Here is a 15747-nt window from a genome sequence, read left to right as displayed (position 1 = left end):
CACGCGTACCCATCCCGAACACGACCGTTAAGCCTTCCAGCGCCGATGGTACTTGGACCGAAGGGTCCCGGGAGAGTAGGACGTCGCCAAGCGAACAACCGGAGAAACCACTATCGAGCAATCGATAGTGGTTTTTTTTAGTATAAGCTTCGAAGTAAAGAGCATCCTTATCTCGCAAGAAAAACAACTGCTAAGTGCGGTCTGTCTTCATTGAGGTACGTCGATAGACGTTTCGCGTATGTTTATTTCAGGAAGCACTTCAGTAAGTATTAATGGATGTTTTCACTTTATTTTGGGAAATATAAGTGATATGTCCATTCACAGGAGACAGATTCTCTTGAGCGAGAGCGTTTTGTGAGGCCATATAAAGGACCTATTCTTTTCTTGACAGCCTATAGGGCCTTTGCTAAGATGGCAATAATATATTTTTGAAAATAATCATGAAAATGCCGTCCGGCCCAGTTCTGACAGGATTTTGAAGTCCGCCGGAAGACGACAAAAAGGAGGAATAACCCAGGTGTGGGAAGATAAGTTTAGCAAGGAAGGCTTTACTTTTGACGATGTATTGTTGGTTCCTAGAAAATCAGTGGTACTGCCCAAGGAAGTGGATGTATCGACGAGATTGAGTGAGCAGGTGAAGCTGAACATTCCATTAATGAGTGCAGGAATGGATACAGTTACAGAAGCTCCTTTGGCAATCGCTATTGCCAGAGAAGGTGGAATCGGCATTATTCATAAAAATATGAGCGTAGAACAACAAGCTGAGGAAGTAGATCGGGTTAAGCGCTCTGAAAGTGGCGTAATCACCAATCCGTTCTCCCTGAGAGCGGATCATTTGGTATCCGATGCGGAGAACGTAATGTCCAAATTCCGCATATCGGGTGTTCCAATTGTGGACGAGGATAACAAACTGATCGGTATTTTGACCAATCGCGATCTTCGCTTTGTACATGACTACAGCATTGCGATCAGCGAAGTAATGACCAGCGAGAACCTGGTAACAGCACCCGTAGGAACGACACTTGAAGACGCTGAGACCATTTTGCAGAAACATAAAATTGAAAAGCTTCCGCTTGTGGACGATAATAATGTTCTTAAAGGACTTATTACCATTAAAGATATTGAAAAAGCAATTCAATTCCCGAATGCAGCCAAAGACGCTCAAGGACGATTACTTGTCGGCGCAGCCATCGGTATCTCAAAAGACACATTTGATCGTGCTGAAGCGTTGGTTAAAGCCGGTGTAGATCTGATTACGGTTGATTCCGCACACGGACACCATATCAATATTATCGAAGCTGTACGCAAACTGCGTGAGCTGTATCCGCAGCTGACCATTGTAGCTGGAAACGTAGCAACAGGCGAAGCTACCAGAGAGCTGATTGAAGCCGGTGCTTCTGTCGTTAAGGTGGGTATCGGACCAGGATCTATTTGTACGACTCGTGTTATTGCTGGTATCGGTGTACCGCAAATTACAGCGATTTACGATTGTGCAGCGGTTGCAAGAAAATATAACATTCCTATTATCGCAGATGGCGGTATCAAATACTCTGGAGAAATTACCAAGGCTATTGCGGCAGGCGCTAGTGCCGTTATGCTCGGTAGTATGTTTGCAGGAACCGAGGAAAGCCCTGGTGAAGCCGAGATCTATCAAGGACGACGCTTTAAGGCTTACCGCGGCATGGGTTCCCTCGCTGCGATGAAACAAGGCAGCAAAGACCGCTACTTCCAGGATGATGACAAGAAGCTCGTTCCGGAAGGCATTGAAGGCCGTGTTGCTTACAAAGGGCCTTTGGCCGACACGATTCATCAACTGATTGGAGGCTTACGTTCCGGTATGGGCTACTGTGGAACAGAAAACCTGGAGCAGCTGACCAATGATACGCAGTTCATCCGGATAACGGGCGCCGGTCTTCGTGAAAGCCATCCGCATGATATTCAAATCACGAAGGAAGCACCAAACTACTCGTTATAAAATAAAGATGCTTCATTTCTGTTCCCGAGATGACCTAAATAATGAATAATATCGGTTGTTATGTGAATGCATGAGGGACATACAAGTATCTTTTGAATAAACCATTAGAGTGCGATAGCCTAAACGCCGATCGTAAAGAAGGACAAGCCGGTTGAAATGTATCCGGCTTGTCCTTTTTTTGATAACCCCCCTGTGATAGAATAGAACAAGCAAACGATTTATTGAGTTAAGAGGGGAGTTATATCAATTGAAATCTAAGACTGTAAGGAAAAATAAACGTCCTATCGTACAACGAACTATAGCATCGGTGATGCTTATGAATATACTATGTCTTTCCGCCATTCCTGCTCTGGCACTTGCCGAACCGGTCACGGTGGCTACCGCCGAGAAGAAGGAAACTACATCAACAGAGGCGAAATCGACTAAAACAGCAAAAGCAGATAAAGTTCCTTCCATTGATACACTTGGACTACAAGTAAGATCGGCTGTACTGATGGAGCCTACAACGGGACAGGTACTTCTATCGTTAAATGCTGATAACGCACTCCCGCCTGCCAGTATGACAAAAATGATGACGGAATATATTGTGCAGCATGAAATAAAGCAGGGTAATCTAAGTTGGGACACCGTCGTGACCGTAAAAGAGAATGCGGCTAAGAGCGGTGGTTCTCGTATATTTCTGGCTGTGAATGACCAGCATACGGTGGAAGAACTCTACATTGCTATGGCCGTAGGCTCAGCGAATGATGCAACTGTTGCGCTGGCTGAACATATTGCGGGCTCTGAGGAAGAATTCGTTAAAATGATGAATGAGAACGCGAAACGTATGGGTATGAAAACAGCTCATTTTATCAATGCTACCGGTCTGAGCCGTGCCGACATGCCTGAGAAATACCGTCCGGAAGGTGAAGAGGAAACGGTGATGTCCGCGATGGACACGGCAAAATTGGTCAAGTTCATCGTGGAAGAACATCCTGAATTTTCGAAATATACAACGATTCAATCGTTTAAGTTCCGTGAGCGTGATAAGGATCCCATTATTAACTTGAACTGGATGCTGGAAGCGAATAAAAATGTTCCAAACTTCCGCTCTTTTGCTTATGATGGACTGGACGGCATGAAAACAGGCTTCACTGAAGAAGCAAAGAACACTTTTGCAGGAACCGCTGAGCGTGATGGTATGCGTCTGATCAGTGTCGTGATGGGAGCCGAGACCAAAGCTTCACGGTTTACCGAAACACGCAAATTACTCGACTACGGCTTTAATAACTTTGAAGTCAAGCAGATTGTTGATGAAAATACAATTGTTGAAGGATATGAAACAGTTGACGTAAAAAAAGGTAAAGAAACAGAGGTCAAGCTCGTTACCAACAAACCAGTCAGCTTTATGGTACCAAAGGGTTCTGACGGAAGCAGTGTTACGTTTGAAGGTAAGATCGACAATGAGAACCTGACAGCCCCTGTCAAAAAGGGAACCAAAGCAGGAACGGTCACTTATACTTATAAAATTGAGGGTATGAAAAACGTCCAAAAGGAAACCGTAGATCTCGTAACGTATGAGGATACCGAAAAAGCAGGCTGGTTTAAGCTCTTTTTGCGAGCCATTCAGCAGTTCTTTGCAGACCTGTTCGAATCGATTAAAAATCTTTTCTAATATATTTTATACTTGGCTTATATTTCTCGCAGAAATGCCGTCGCCCTTTGAAAAGGGCGATAAAGTCATTTCTTCTTAAATTCCGAGTAAATGGGTTGCCTATTTGCTACCCGTGGAGTAGAATTACAAGTTAGATTATAGATTTAATGAAAAACAAGATAAGTGACTATTTCGGGAGGCTAGGGACATGGAAACGGGAACAGCTACTGTAAAAAGAGGTATGGCAGAAATGCAAAAAGGCGGCGTCATCATGGACGTCATGAATGCGGAACAAGCAAAAATCGCTGAAGCGGCTGGGGCTACAGCAGTTATGGCGCTGGAGCGCGTGCCTTCTGATATTCGCGCGGCTGGGGGAGTTGCCCGTATGGCTGATCCTACCATCGTTGAAGAAGTAATGAAGGTTGTATCTATTCCGGTCATGGCTAAGGCTCGTATCGGCCATTATGTAGAAGCAAAAGTTCTGGAATCGTTAGGTGTAGACTACCTTGATGAGAGTGAAGTTTTGACACCGGCTGATGAAGTATTCCATATCGACAAGTGGGATTTCACTGTACCTTTTGTCTGCGGCGCTAAAGATCTGGGTGAAGCGCTCCGCCGGATAGGGGAAGGCGCATCTATGATCCGCACAAAAGGCGAGCCAGGAACAGGCAATATCGTTGAAGCTGTACGCCATATGCGTTTCATCAACAGCCAAATCCGCAAGGTACAGAACATGTCCAAGGACGAACTGTACGCTGAAGCTAAAAACCTGGGTGTATCCTACGATCTGCTGAGAGGTGTTCAGGAGAATGGTAAACTTCCAGTCGTTAACTTCGCTGCAGGCGGAGTTGCAACTCCTGCGGATGCCGCACTTATGATGCATTTGGGTGCAGATGGAGTATTTGTGGGATCTGGTATTTTTAAATCGGATAACCCCGAAAAATTCGCTCGCGCGATCGTGGAAGCTACGACTCACTTTGATGATTATAAATTGATTGCCGAAGTATCCAAGAACCTGGGTGCACCGATGAAAGGTATCGAAATTTCCAAGCTGTCCCCATCCGAACGTATGTCGGACCGCGGCTGGTAAGAGAGAAGGATCAGCATGAGAATTGGAGTACTTGCACTTCAGGGGGCGGTTGCTGAACACATCCGCAGTATTACTAAGGCTGGCGCGGAGGGCGTTCCGATCAAACGAATCGAGCAGCTGGAGACGATTGACGGTCTGATTATACCAGGCGGCGAAAGCACGACGATTGGTAAACTAATGCGTAAGTATGGGTTTATCGATGCGATACGTCAATTCTCGGCGAAGGGTAAACCTTTATTCGGCACATGTGCCGGTCTAATCGTGCTGGCTAAAGAGATCGACAACGGCGAAGAGGCACATTTGGGGCTAATGGATATCAAAGTTGCCCGGAACGCCTTTGGACGCCAACGGGAGAGCTTTGAGACCGAACTTGCGGTAAAAGGAATAAAGGAACCTGTTCGCGCCGTATTTATCCGTGCTCCACTGATTATGGAAGTTGGAGAAGGTGTGGATATCCTCTCCGCCTTTAACGATGAGATCGTGACCGCTCGGCAGGGGGCCTTACTCGCGGCTTCTTATCATCCGGAATTGACGGATGATTACCGTCTTCATCAGTATTTTGTAGACATGGTGAAGGATGCTGCCTTGTCGGCAAAATAGTAAATTCGGTTATTGAAAAAGCATCTTGACTCTTTTTTAAGGGTCAAGTTTGTTTTTTTATTGATTTTTCAATAAAATATATAGAATGAAGTAATATTAATTCGTTACACCGATGGATGTTTTACTTAGGAGGGTTTCCTGTGTTAGACGTGAAAATATTGCGCAGTGATTACAGCCGTGTGGAAGAAGCGCTGAAAAACCGCGGCAAATCACTTGATTTGATTGCGGATTTCCCAAAGCTTGACGCACGCCGCCGTGAGCTGTTGCAGGAGAGCGAAAGTCTGAAGAACCGGCGAAATACCGTGTCGGCCGAAGTGGCTAAGCTGAAAAAAAATCGTGAGAATGCGGATGATCTGATTCTGGAAATGCGTGAAGTTTCAGACCGGATTAAAGGTATGGATGAAGAAGTACGCGAGCTGGAAAGCCAAATTTCCGAGCTCAGTTCGGCGATTCCTAATATTCCTCACGAAAGTGTGCCTGTAGGAGCATCGGAGGAAGAAAATGTAGAGCTTCGCCGCTGGTCCGAGCCTAGAAATTTTGATTTTGAGCCGAAAGCACACTGGGATCTCGCTCAGTCTCTCGACATTCTCGATTTTGAAGCTGGTGCTAAGGTAACGGGATCACGCTTTACGTTCTATAAGGGTCTAGGTGCTCGCTTGGAACGTGCATTGATCAACTTCATGATGGATCTTCATAGTGAGCACGGTTATGAAGAAATGCTGCCTCCATATATCGTCAACCGGGACAGCCTGTACGGTACAGGTCAGCTTCCTAAATTTGAAGAGGATCTCTTTAAGCTGGATGACTCTGATTATTATCTCATTCCGACGGCAGAGGTTCCTGTAACGAACTATCACCGCGAAGAGATTTTGAACACAGAGGATCTCCCTAAAAGATATGTAGCTTACAGCTCTTGCTTCCGTTCAGAGGCTGGGGCGGCAGGACGCGATACACGCGGCCTTATTCGTCAGCACCAGTTCAACAAAGTGGAGATGGTGAAGATTGTGCATCCGGACTCATCCTTTGATGAGCTGGAGCAAATGACAGCTGATGCGGAGCGCGTTCTTCAGCTGCTGAATCTCCCATACCGTGTGCTTGTATTGTGTACCGGGGATATGGGCTTTGGCTCCATGAAAACATACGACCTGGAGGTATGGCTTCCGGAGAGCGGTGTATATCGTGAAATTTCCTCATGTTCGAATATAGGCGATTTCCAAGCTCGCCGCGCCAATATCCGTTTCCGTCCGGAACCGAAATCGAAACCAGAGTTTGTACACACGTTGAACGGATCTGGACTCGCTGTGGGTAGAACAGTAGCTGCTATTCTGGAAAATTATCAACAAGCTGACGGCAGTGTTATCATTCCAGAAGTGCTGCGCCCATACATGAGAAATGTAAGTGTTATTGAACCAAAGAAATAGCTTGCAGTAATAATATTGTTTGTGGTAAAATAATTAATGCACGTGATTAATCATTTTATCACTTGGAGAGGTACCGAAGCGGTCATAACGGGGCGGTCTTGAAAACCGTTAGAGTGCAAGCTCACATGGGTTCGAATCCCATCCTCTCCGCCATACATATACATAATAACCGTTTCCTGATCAGGAAACGGTTTTTTTGTTTCTTCCAATGGCTCCATTCATATTTACAGATACGGTACAGCTTTAGCCGTTTTTCTTATTTTTTGTAAAGTATAAAAAGAAACGCATCTCCGCAATTTAAAGACAAGGGGAGGTGTGATAGATGAACTCAGAGCTAAATGTTGATCAGACAGCGTTGGTGAATGCGTGGCAGGAAAGACTGCCCACGGTACTGAAGCCTGGCGATCATGCCGAAGTGGCTGCCGACATGGCGAACCCTCATGCTGTTCGGATTCACATTGATGCGGCTGGAAGGCAGGATTATTCCTTCGATTTTGAATGCCGCTACGTGGATTCCAGAGAAGTTGAGGTTAAGCTGGTCGATGTGGAGCGGGCAGGCGTTGTTATTGATGAGCGCAATGAGAACATTCAGGGAATGGCTGGAGATTATACCCGTCATATTCACGAGTGTGCGCAGGCGCTTCAACAAATAACGAACCCTTAGACATTTTACGGCTACAGTCTTCGATGACTTCCACAGTAGGAGATGAGAAGAGCTGTAAAGCAATGGATTCCGCATGAAACGGAGGGTTAGAAATTATGAGTAAACCAAAGTCCATACCGGTGCCGGAGGCTCAAAAGCCGGAAAGAAGACGTAAAGATAATGGAGAAGGTGGAGTGCAGGAACCGATGACCGGGTCTCACCGAGCCAAAATTCACAAACAATCCGGGAATTATAACCCAGAGGGGTAGTGTTATTCATTTTATCATGTATTCAGAGGCTTCTGTCGTAATGACAGGGGCCTTTTGCTGTTGTTTTAACCTATTTCAAAAGTTTTCATGAAAGGTGTGAAACCTATTCCTGAATTTTCCGTATATAGAACATGTAAGCTTCATCGGGGCCCCACCTTTTGATGAATGAGTGAATTTTCGCAATTATTATCTTATCTTCCACTTTGAAGAAAGGAAAATGATTGGAAAAATATTTTGTAAATATTCCATAAAGTGTTTCTCATTTTGTCGAAATGGTTTATGATTAATAGGTCTTGTTATTTTTTATGGTTATGAGGGGAGAGAAAGAGTAATGAATAAAAAGTTTGGAGTGGTGATGCTCTCACTACTGTTAACTTTGACAGTTGTACTGTCAGGCTGTGCGAAGAAGCAAGAACCTAAAGAGGCAATGAATGCTGCTGCTGCTAACGCTATGCAGATGACGTCTTACGAGATGAAGAGCAGCTTCGTTATCGAAGACCTGCAAATGAAAATGGCAGCTACCGAGGGTAATCCTAACGTTGACCAGGTTCTTACTATGTTGAAGAACGCTGAGTTGACATTGACTGGTATCCACCAAGCAGAGCCTCAACAAACTGAAATGCAAATGGGGATCAATCTGAAGGGCGATATGGCCATGACTTTCAACATTGATATGGTCATGACCAAAGAGAAGATCTATGTAAAAATTCCAAGCATTCCAATGCTTCCATTCCCTGAGGATGTTGTAGGTAAGTATCTCGTTATGGATTTGAAAGAACTTGCTGAACAGGCTGGGGAAACATTCAATCCAGAAAGTCTGGATGCTCAGAAGTCCCAGAAATTCGCAACCGAAGTCATGAACGCTTTGATCGCTGAATATGATCAAGCGAAATACTTCAAGCAAATCGAAACCAAGGATGCTAAGCTTCCAGAAGGTGTAGATGCGAAACAAGTTGTACAATTCTACATTACCAATGAGAACGTTAAAGAAGCATTGGATATTTTGGTAAATAAGGCTGCTCCGAAGATTGTGGATATCGCAGGCAAAGATGAGTACCGCGAAATGCTCAGCCTGACCAAAGAAGACATCGAGCAAGCGAAGAAAGAAGTAAGCTCAGTAGATCAAGGTGAGTTCAAGAAAGGTCTGGAGGAACTCCAGAAATATCTGAAAATCAACACCTTTAACATTACCACAGCAATTGACAAGAAAGATTTCCCGGTTTACCAGGATCTCGTAATGAATGTTGACTTCAATGATCCTGAAACGAAGGATACAGTGAAGCTTGCTGTGAAAGGTAGTACACAATACAGCAAAATCAACGAAAAGCAAACATTCAAAATTGGAATTCCTAAAGATGCTGACGTGATTACCATGGAGCAGTTTGAGGAATCCATGGGCGCTTATTAATTCCTAATTACGCTTTAACAAAAACCCGGCCGTAGAAAACTGGCCGGGTTTTTGTGTTGCTGTGAAACGGTTATTTAAATTTTTTGGAGATGTTGTGAAAGCTGAAAGTCATTTACCTCTCAGGCGCCGAAAGAACTGAGTTAGAAGGGCCGCACACTCCTCCTGCAGTACACCTTCGATCACTTCGGTACGATGGTTAAAACGCGATTCCTGAAGGAGATTCATGAGCGTACCGGCACAGCCTGCCTTGGGGTCTAACGTGCCGTAAATAAGCTGGGGTACTCTGGACTGGACAATGGCCCCTGCACACATAGGACAGGGTTCTAGGGTAACGTAGAGACGGCAATCAAGCAGCCGCCACGCGCCAAGGTGACGGCTAGCTTCGCGAATAGCAACCATCTCTGCGTGTGCAGTGGCATCAAAAGTAGTTTCGCGCAGGTTATAACCACGGCCGATGATCTCGTCACCATGGACAATCACAGCGCCGATGGGGACTTCACCAAGCTCCTCCGCTTTTCGGGCTTCAGCAATGGCCTCACGCATCCAATAGTTATGATTATAATTATCCACAGTGTGCGGATCATTAAATTTTAAATTCAATTCAATATCTCCTCTCGGTCTGGGACTAAAGTAGTTGTTATACAACGAACATCTATTCGTTTGTTAACATGATGTGGACATTTTTGTGGATAAATAAAAAGTTATGCACAAACTTATGCACATAATCCACAGAAAACATGTGTATTTGTTAGCAATCTGTGGACACTTCTGTGGAAAAAACAGATGTTTTGCTTCTTTATTGTAGAGAAAGAACCTCTCAAGATCAATAAATCCATCTCCTTTAACTCACACCACCGATACGTATGCCAAAAATTCTTTTCAAACCACCGGACTCACGTTATCATAAATTATGACAGGCTATATTAGTTTATTGTCAACGAAGTGCCGAAAGGTGTAGATTACTTTGTCCATCAAGACAAAATTATCATTGATCATGTCCATATCTGTGCTTTTTATCTTGTTGCTTAACATCGCGCTTAATTTTTATACAACACAAGAGAATTTAAGGCAGGACAGTGAGACTAAGATGGTTATGGCTGCTACCCAGATCGCAATTACCGTGGAGCAAACGGAGTACAGTTCCAGATATGTAGACGGAGTATTTGGGGACCTGCTTCGGATCGCATCAGTAAATGCTGCTAAAATGCTGGATCCCGACATTGCGAATGTAACGAACGAAGATCTTGTTAAACTCAGTGAAGAGCTCGGAGTTACCCATATTTCCCTTTTAATCGAGACGAGTGATGATATAGTAGTTGCCCGTTCGAGCGAAACTGAACAAATGGGTATGTCTACCCGAACATGGGGCTACTGGTTCACAGCCTTTCAAGAGCTGTTTAAGTATAAGGAGGTACGTTCGGTCGAGGAAGGGCAGACTAACAAGCACTTTTGGTCTGGGCCATTTGAATTTTCGACGGCTATGCCAGAGTTTATTGATAAATGGGGATATTATTATGACGGCAAGCGCAATTACATTATCGATCCCTATATCCGTAGTACGGACATCAAGGATTTTTTCAAAATAACAAGTCCGGGCGTCGTTATCGAGCAGACCATTAAATCCAACCCCCGCATATTGGAAGTTACGGGCATTAACCCGGAAACTTTCGGTAATATTTTTATGGAGAAGGATGGAACCGATAAAATTCACTATAAACTGGGCAACCGCCCCATCAAATTTGGGACATATGACTACGGCACTTTAAAGGGAGACCAGGCCGCAGTTAAGCAATCGGTAACGAATGATGAGAATGTAGTTTTTGTCAGTACGGTGAATGGGAAGAAAGTGATGAAAAGCTTTATCCCGATCCAAATCGAAAATAAGGCTCCCTATGTTATCAGTGTGGTCATGGACTATGAAGCCATCTCTTCTGTGATGCGGGAGCAGATGATTAGCTTGGTCGCGATCTCGCTTGTTCTTCTGGAAATTGTTATATTCGGCAGCTATATTGTGGCTGGTTATTTTACAAAGCCGATTCAAGCTATACTGGGTACTGTAAATGAGGTTGCCGATGGAAACTTTGAGCGGCGTTTGGAAGTAACGAGCAGGGATGAACTCGGGCAGTTGTCCGGTCGAATTAATGCGATGACCCGCAATCTGGGGAATTATACAAGCCAGTTGAAACAAATGGTAGATGAAAATCAGTCGGTTAAGGAATATTTGGAATCTGTTATCAACCAGACGGCCGATGCGATTCATACGACGGACATGTACGGAAAAATCACAAGTGTGAACAAGGCGTTTGAACAGTTATATGGCTGGAATAGCCATGAAGTGATTGGCCGGAAACTTGAAATGATACCTGCTGAGATGGAAGATGAGGAGAGAGAGCGGTGGAGACGGCTTAGAGCTGGAGAGCGGCTTGGATCGGTCGAAACCGTTCGGATGCGTAAGGATGGCAGTATGATTGAAGTCAGTATCAGCACATCTCCGATACAGGATGAGACGGGAAATATTACGTCGATGGTCAGTGTGTCACGGGATGTCACGGAACGTAACCGGATGGAGGAAATGCTGCGGCGATCTGAGAAGCTGACGACAGTCGGACAACTGGCTGCCGGTGTAGCTCATGAAATCCGTAATCCGCTAACTACGTTGCGCGGTTTTATGCAGCTCCAACAACAAACCCATAAAATTAATCCGGATCACATCAGTTTGATGTTGTCCGAGCTGGACCGGATTAACCTGATTGTAAGTGAGTTTCTCATATTGGCCAAGCCGCAGGCGGTCTGCTTTCAGGAAAAGGACTTACAGGTTATTATGAACGATGTGATCTCACTGCTGGGTAGTCAGGCCCGTTTATATGGGATTGAGTTTAGTTACAACTACATGAACGAGCCGGCGTTGGTACACTGTGAGGAGAACCAGCTAAAGCAGGTGTTTATTAATGTGCTTAAAAATGCGGTGGAAGCTATGCCGGATGGTGGTTATGTTACGATAGAGATGACAAAACCGTCTTCAGAGCAGGTGGCTGTCCGAATTATCGATAAGGGAGAGGGCATTTCTGAAGATCTGATGCCCCATGTCGGGGAACCATTCATTACTAATAAAGAAACGGGTACAGGTCTTGGACTTATGGTCTGTCAGCGAATTATACAAGGTCATCAAGGCGTTCTGGAGATAGAAAGTGAAGAGGGCGTAGGCACAGCGGTAACCATCCTGTTGCCGGCTGCTGCTAAAGGTGATCGGGCGTAGCACATAAATTTGAGTATGGATGGAGAGGATGACACCTTGAGGATTAATAAATTCATCAGTGAGACAGGCTTCTGTTCCCGCCGGGAAGCGGACAAGCTTGTGGAGAGTGGCCAGGTCACGATTAACGGAGTGAAGGCCGTGCTGGGTAGCCAGGCGGAGGAAGGCGATGACGTTCGAGTGAACGGTCGACAGCTAAGCGAGAAGAAGGCAAAGCATGTTTATATCGCCCTGAACAAGCCTGTGGGCATTACGAGTACTACGGAGTCCCACATCAAGGGGAATATCGTTGATTTCGTAGGCCATACCGAGCGGATCTTTCCGATTGGCAGGCTGGATAAGGATTCCGAAGGCTTGATTCTGCTTACAAGTGACGGGGATATCGTGAATAAAATACTGCGTTCTGAAGGCAGACACGAGAAGGAATATATCGTTACTGTAGATCGTCCGCTGACAGAGGCTTTTATCAGAGGCATGTCGAGCGGAGTGAAGATTCTTGGGGAGATGACACTTCCTTGTACCATCACACGGATGTCGGAGCGAGTGTTTCGTATCATTCTAACCGAGGGGAAAAATCGTCAAATCCGGCGTATGTGCAGCGCTTTTGGTTACGAGGTGAGAAAGTTGCAGCGTATCCGGATTATGAATATCCGTTTAGGCAGTCAGAAGACGGGGGCATGGCGTGACCTATCAGATCAAGAAAAGCAGGAGCTCGGCAAGCTTCTTAACTACACACTGGCCTAAATAGCAAACAACCGGCTCTCGGGAACGTCTGCCTGAGAACCGGTTGTTTTTTTAATTAGATGAATCATCTTTTGATTTGGGCACGTTGGTATACGTATTGTGACTCGAATATTTACGAATAATAGATACTTCTACCCGTCGGTTTTTGGATTTGCCTTCGACGGTTTCATTGGTCGCTATCGGGTGATACTCTCCGTAACCGACTGACATAAACCGCTTCGGATCAAGTGACGTATTCTCCAGAAGGATCTTCATGAATTGCATCGCCCGGTCAGAACTCAAATCCCAGTTGGATGGGTACTTGCTGGTGTTCATCGGGACATCGTCAGTATGACCAGATACGATAATATCGAAGTCCGGGAATTGCTGGAGCATGTTAGACATCTCTTTTGCCAGCTTGCTGGCCTCTGGCTTCACAATCGCCTCGCCTGGAGCAAACAGCGCATTATCCCGGATGGTGATCATCAACTGTGAATGATTCAGCTTTGTGTTTAATTCGGTACTTAAACCATTGTTTTTAATATAACTATCCAGCTGTTTCTTCAGCTTCTCCAAATCCTCCTGCTCCTGCTTCATAAGCTTTTCGCGTTTCTTATCATCAGATTTCGGGGTTGGAATGGAGTTAATTGCTTTATTATTACCTTTATCAGCTGGATCATTGCTCGGTTCCGTCTTGTTGTAATCAAGAACTCCGGTTCCGCCAGTCAGGGCAATATTGAATGCTTCGCTCATTTCTTGAAACTTTTTAGCGTCCGTCGCGCTCATTGCGTAAAGAACCAGGAAGAGCGCGAGCAATAGGGTAAGCAGATCTGCATACGGAAGGAGCCAGGATTCGTCAGCATGCTCTTCGTGGGGCTCGTGTCTAGTCTTTTTGCTCACTAGAACCAGCCTCCCTTTGGTTCATTTTAAGGCGCTCAGAAGGGGTCAAGAAGACGGACAGCTTCTGACTGATCGCAATAGTCGAAACACCTGATTGAATGGAAAGAAGACCTTCAACCATCATCAGCCGGATCTCCACTTCACGTTTGGACAAGCGCTTCAGTTTGTTGGCGATTGGGTGACAGATGACATAACCGGTGAAAATACCAAGTAGCGTTGCGATAAAGGCAGCACCGATTGCTTTTGCAAGCTCTGTCATATCGCTCATCTGTCCTAAGGCTGCGATCAAACCGATAACCGCACCCAATACCCCGAGGGATGGTGCGTACATGCCGGCCTGGGAGAAGATAAGTGCACCGGAGCGGTGGCGCTCCTCGGTAGCGTTAATATCCTCCATCAAAACGTCGCTCACGAATTCCTGGTCGTTGCCGTCAATAATCATGCGCATCCCGTTGCGGAGAAAAGTATCATTGATTTCCTCGACTTTTGATTCGAGCGCGAGCAATCCCTCGCGGCGGGTAATGGAGGCATACTCCATAAAGAGTGTAATCAAATCTGTTTTATTCATCAGCTTTTGCTTCACGAAAGTCATTTTGACAAGCTTAGGGAATTTCTTAAGCTCCGACAAAGGAAAACCTATAAACAGTGTGGCTGCCGTACCGCCCAAAATAATGACAAAGGCGGCAGGATTAACTAAAGCGGTAAGTGGTGCATGCTTTAACACCATTCCGACCAGTACGGATACAAACCCGAGCACTAAACCTATAATCGTTGAAATTTCCATAATACACCTCATCCATGAGAAATAAATAACGAATCCATTCGTTTTGCCGTCCTTTTGGGTAGACAGCATTGTGCAAATGAGCGCATTACACTATTTATCGTCAGGTTAGTGTTTTTTTTTTAGCTGTAATTTCCGGTATAATAGAAGCAAGGGAAACTTGCAGGTATGAAGTGACAGAAAGGAGTGAGAGAGATGGGTGTTAAGCATGGGCGTGATTACGGTGATATTTTGACAGATTTGACTGAAGCAGTCGGACGTATTCCAGACAGCTACGTTTTTTTTGAAATGGAATCGGAGGATTGGAGCAACCTTAACGATACGGAGAAAAATGAGGTTCATGAGGCGCTGGCGGAGGATTTATTTTATGCACTGGGCACAGAGCCTGTCATATCGGTAGGCAGTGGAGTTGTCATTCACGATCAGACAAACCATCGGATAAATATTTTAATTGGGGAAGAAGAATTGGCGTTTGTAGCTCTCGTCTAGTTAAGGTAATGAATCAAAGATCAGAGGAATAGAATAGATGAATAATTGGTCCCGCCTTGGTGGGAGAGGTTTTTTTTGGGGAGGAAGATAAAATGCTGTATACACAGCAGGAAGTTGAAACACATCTGGAAAGACTTGAAGGCTGGGAATTGGAGCAGGGACGGTGGATTATCCGTAAATATACCTTTCCTGCGTTTATGAAAGGGATTGCTTTTGTGGATGAAGTCGCTGCGATCTCGGAGGCATTCGGTCACCATCCCTACATTACAATCGATTACAAAACCGTGACGCTACGTCTGACTTCTTGGGATGAAGGCGGTATTACGGCTGTAGATATCAAAGAGGCACAGCAGTTTAATGAGGCATACGAAAAAAGCCGCTCCAAGGACAATAAGGAGCAGGACTAGCAGCAGCGGATACTTATATAAAAAACACGCTTGGAAAGGGAGAGGTCCTGTCCAAGCGTGTTTTGTTTAAATATAAGAAATATCTTATATTTCTCGCAGAAACGCTCTTTCGTCATTTGAGAAGGATGACAAAATCGTGTCTGCTTGGTTTGCCT

The 15747-nt window shown here is 45.1% G+C and carries 15 protein-coding genes and 1 tRNA gene; 13 read left to right on the top strand and 3 right to left on the bottom strand.

What is annotated here, in order from left to right:
• Positions 1 to 517: 517 nt before the first annotated feature.
• The 9 genes from guaB (at position 518) to B9N86_RS28910 (ending at position 9039) form a co-directional block, all read left to right on the top strand.
• Positions 518 to 1975 carry an IMP dehydrogenase gene (guaB, locus tag B9N86_RS28950; RefSeq protein WP_208916684.1) on the top strand — a complete coding sequence of 486 codons (1458 nt, stop codon included), beginning with the start codon at positions 518 to 520 and terminating at the stop codon, positions 1973 to 1975.
• 310 nt (positions 1976 to 2285) lie between these two features.
• Complete coding sequence (locus B9N86_RS28945; RefSeq protein ID WP_425298629.1) at positions 2286 to 3629, top strand: D-alanyl-D-alanine carboxypeptidase family protein; 1344 nt, start codon at positions 2286 to 2288, stop codon at positions 3627 to 3629.
• 187 nt (positions 3630 to 3816) lie between these two features.
• The gene (gene pdxS / locus B9N86_RS28940) at positions 3817 to 4698 is read left to right on the top strand and encodes a pyridoxal 5'-phosphate synthase lyase subunit PdxS (RefSeq protein WP_208916682.1); all 882 of its coding nucleotides are present in this window, start codon (positions 3817 to 3819) and stop codon (positions 4696 to 4698) included.
• Positions 4699 to 4713: 15 nt separating this feature from the next.
• Positions 4714 to 5298, top strand: a complete 585-nt coding sequence (pdxT, locus tag B9N86_RS28935; RefSeq protein ID WP_208916681.1) for a pyridoxal 5'-phosphate synthase glutaminase subunit PdxT — start codon at positions 4714 to 4716, stop codon at positions 5296 to 5298.
• Positions 5299 to 5438: 140 nt separating this feature from the next.
• Positions 5439 to 6719: a serine--tRNA ligase gene (gene serS, locus B9N86_RS28930; protein ID WP_208916680.1), complete on the top strand. Its 1281-nt coding sequence runs from the start codon at positions 5439 to 5441 to the stop codon at positions 6717 to 6719.
• Positions 6720 to 6783: 64 nt separating this feature from the next.
• Positions 6784 to 6872, top strand: a tRNA-Ser gene (locus B9N86_RS28925).
• A 169-nt stretch (positions 6873 to 7041) separates the two neighbouring features.
• On the top strand, positions 7042 to 7383 hold the full coding sequence (locus B9N86_RS28920) for a hypothetical protein (RefSeq protein WP_208916679.1): 342 nt from the start codon (positions 7042 to 7044) through the stop codon (positions 7381 to 7383).
• A 95-nt stretch (positions 7384 to 7478) separates the two neighbouring features.
• Positions 7479 to 7631, top strand: coding sequence for a small acid-soluble spore protein P (locus tag B9N86_RS28915; protein ID WP_208916678.1), 153 nt, complete (start codon positions 7479 to 7481; stop codon positions 7629 to 7631).
• A 331-nt stretch (positions 7632 to 7962) separates the two neighbouring features.
• Positions 7963 to 9039, top strand: coding sequence for a DUF6612 family protein (locus B9N86_RS28910; protein ID WP_208916677.1), 1077 nt, complete (start codon positions 7963 to 7965; stop codon positions 9037 to 9039).
• 108 nt (positions 9040 to 9147) lie between these two features.
• Here the strand turns inward: B9N86_RS28910 and tadA are convergent, their stop codons facing one another.
• Positions 9148 to 9639, bottom strand: a complete 492-nt coding sequence (gene tadA, locus B9N86_RS28905; RefSeq protein WP_425298560.1) for a tRNA adenosine(34) deaminase TadA — start codon at positions 9637 to 9639, stop codon at positions 9148 to 9150.
• A gap of 364 nt (positions 9640 to 10003) precedes the next feature.
• Here tadA and B9N86_RS28900 point away from each other — a divergent pair, with 364 nt between their 5' ends.
• Complete coding sequence (locus B9N86_RS28900; RefSeq protein WP_208916676.1) at positions 10004 to 12295, top strand: PAS domain S-box protein; 2292 nt, start codon at positions 10004 to 10006, stop codon at positions 12293 to 12295.
• Positions 12296 to 12331: 36 nt separating this feature from the next.
• Positions 12332 to 13036 carry a 23S rRNA pseudouridine(2604) synthase RluF gene (rluF, locus tag B9N86_RS28895; RefSeq protein WP_208916675.1) on the top strand — a complete coding sequence of 235 codons (705 nt, stop codon included), beginning with the start codon at positions 12332 to 12334 and terminating at the stop codon, positions 13034 to 13036.
• Positions 13037 to 13087: 51 nt separating this feature from the next.
• On the opposite strand, the gene motB is transcribed toward rluF, so the two are convergent.
• Positions 13088 to 13915 (bottom strand): flagellar motor protein MotB, encoded by an 828-nt coding sequence (gene motB, locus B9N86_RS28890; RefSeq protein ID WP_208916673.1) that lies wholly within the window; start codon positions 13913 to 13915, stop codon positions 13088 to 13090.
• On the bottom strand, positions 13899 to 14699 hold the full coding sequence (gene motA / locus B9N86_RS28885) for a flagellar motor stator protein MotA (protein WP_208916671.1): 801 nt from the start codon (positions 14697 to 14699) through the stop codon (positions 13899 to 13901). The genes motB and motA overlap by 17 nt, the downstream gene beginning before the upstream one ends.
• Before the next feature lie 192 nt (positions 14700 to 14891).
• Between motA and B9N86_RS28880 the strand changes: the two genes are divergently transcribed.
• Both B9N86_RS28880 and B9N86_RS28875 read left to right on the top strand, forming a co-directional pair.
• Positions 14892 to 15185, top strand: coding sequence for a hypothetical protein (locus B9N86_RS28880; RefSeq protein WP_208916669.1), 294 nt, complete (start codon positions 14892 to 14894; stop codon positions 15183 to 15185).
• Between the two features lie 92 nt (positions 15186 to 15277).
• The gene (locus B9N86_RS28875) at positions 15278 to 15592 is read left to right on the top strand and encodes a 4a-hydroxytetrahydrobiopterin dehydratase (RefSeq protein ID WP_208916667.1); all 315 of its coding nucleotides are present in this window, start codon (positions 15278 to 15280) and stop codon (positions 15590 to 15592) included.
• Positions 15593 to 15747 lie beyond the last annotated feature (155 nt).

The sequence above is a fragment of the Paenibacillus uliginis N3/975 genome (assembly GCF_900177425.1).
Classification (GTDB): Bacteria; Bacillota; Bacilli; order Paenibacillales; family Paenibacillaceae; genus Paenibacillus_AQ; species Paenibacillus_AQ uliginis.
Note: the sequence above shows the minus strand (reverse complement) of the source record. Positions and strands in the feature narration are given on the sequence as shown.

What these genes read in the sequence shown, in the direction of transcription:
- B9N86_RS28880 (WP_208916669.1), top strand. Translation starts at nt 14,892, where the DNA reads ATGGGTGTTAAGCATGGGCGTGATTACGGTGATATTTTGACAGATTTG.
- pdxT (WP_208916681.1), top strand. Translation starts at nt 4,714, where the DNA reads ATGAGAATTGGAGTACTTGCACTTCAGGGGGCGGTTGCTGAACACATC.
- motA (WP_208916671.1), bottom strand. Translation starts at nt 14,699, where the DNA reads ATGGAAATTTCAACGATTATAGGTTTAGTGCTCGGGTTTGTATCCGTA.
- pdxS (WP_208916682.1), top strand. Translation starts at nt 3,817, where the DNA reads ATGGAAACGGGAACAGCTACTGTAAAAAGAGGTATGGCAGAAATGCAA.
- B9N86_RS28920 (WP_208916679.1), top strand. Translation starts at nt 7,042, where the DNA reads ATGAACTCAGAGCTAAATGTTGATCAGACAGCGTTGGTGAATGCGTGG.
- B9N86_RS28945 (WP_425298629.1), top strand. Translation starts at nt 2,286, where the DNA reads ATGCTTATGAATATACTATGTCTTTCCGCCATTCCTGCTCTGGCACTT.
- B9N86_RS28875 (WP_208916667.1), top strand. Translation starts at nt 15,278, where the DNA reads ATGCTGTATACACAGCAGGAAGTTGAAACACATCTGGAAAGACTTGAA.
- B9N86_RS28915 (WP_208916678.1), top strand. Translation starts at nt 7,479, where the DNA reads ATGAGTAAACCAAAGTCCATACCGGTGCCGGAGGCTCAAAAGCCGGAA.
- B9N86_RS28910 (WP_208916677.1), top strand. Translation starts at nt 7,963, where the DNA reads ATGAATAAAAAGTTTGGAGTGGTGATGCTCTCACTACTGTTAACTTTG.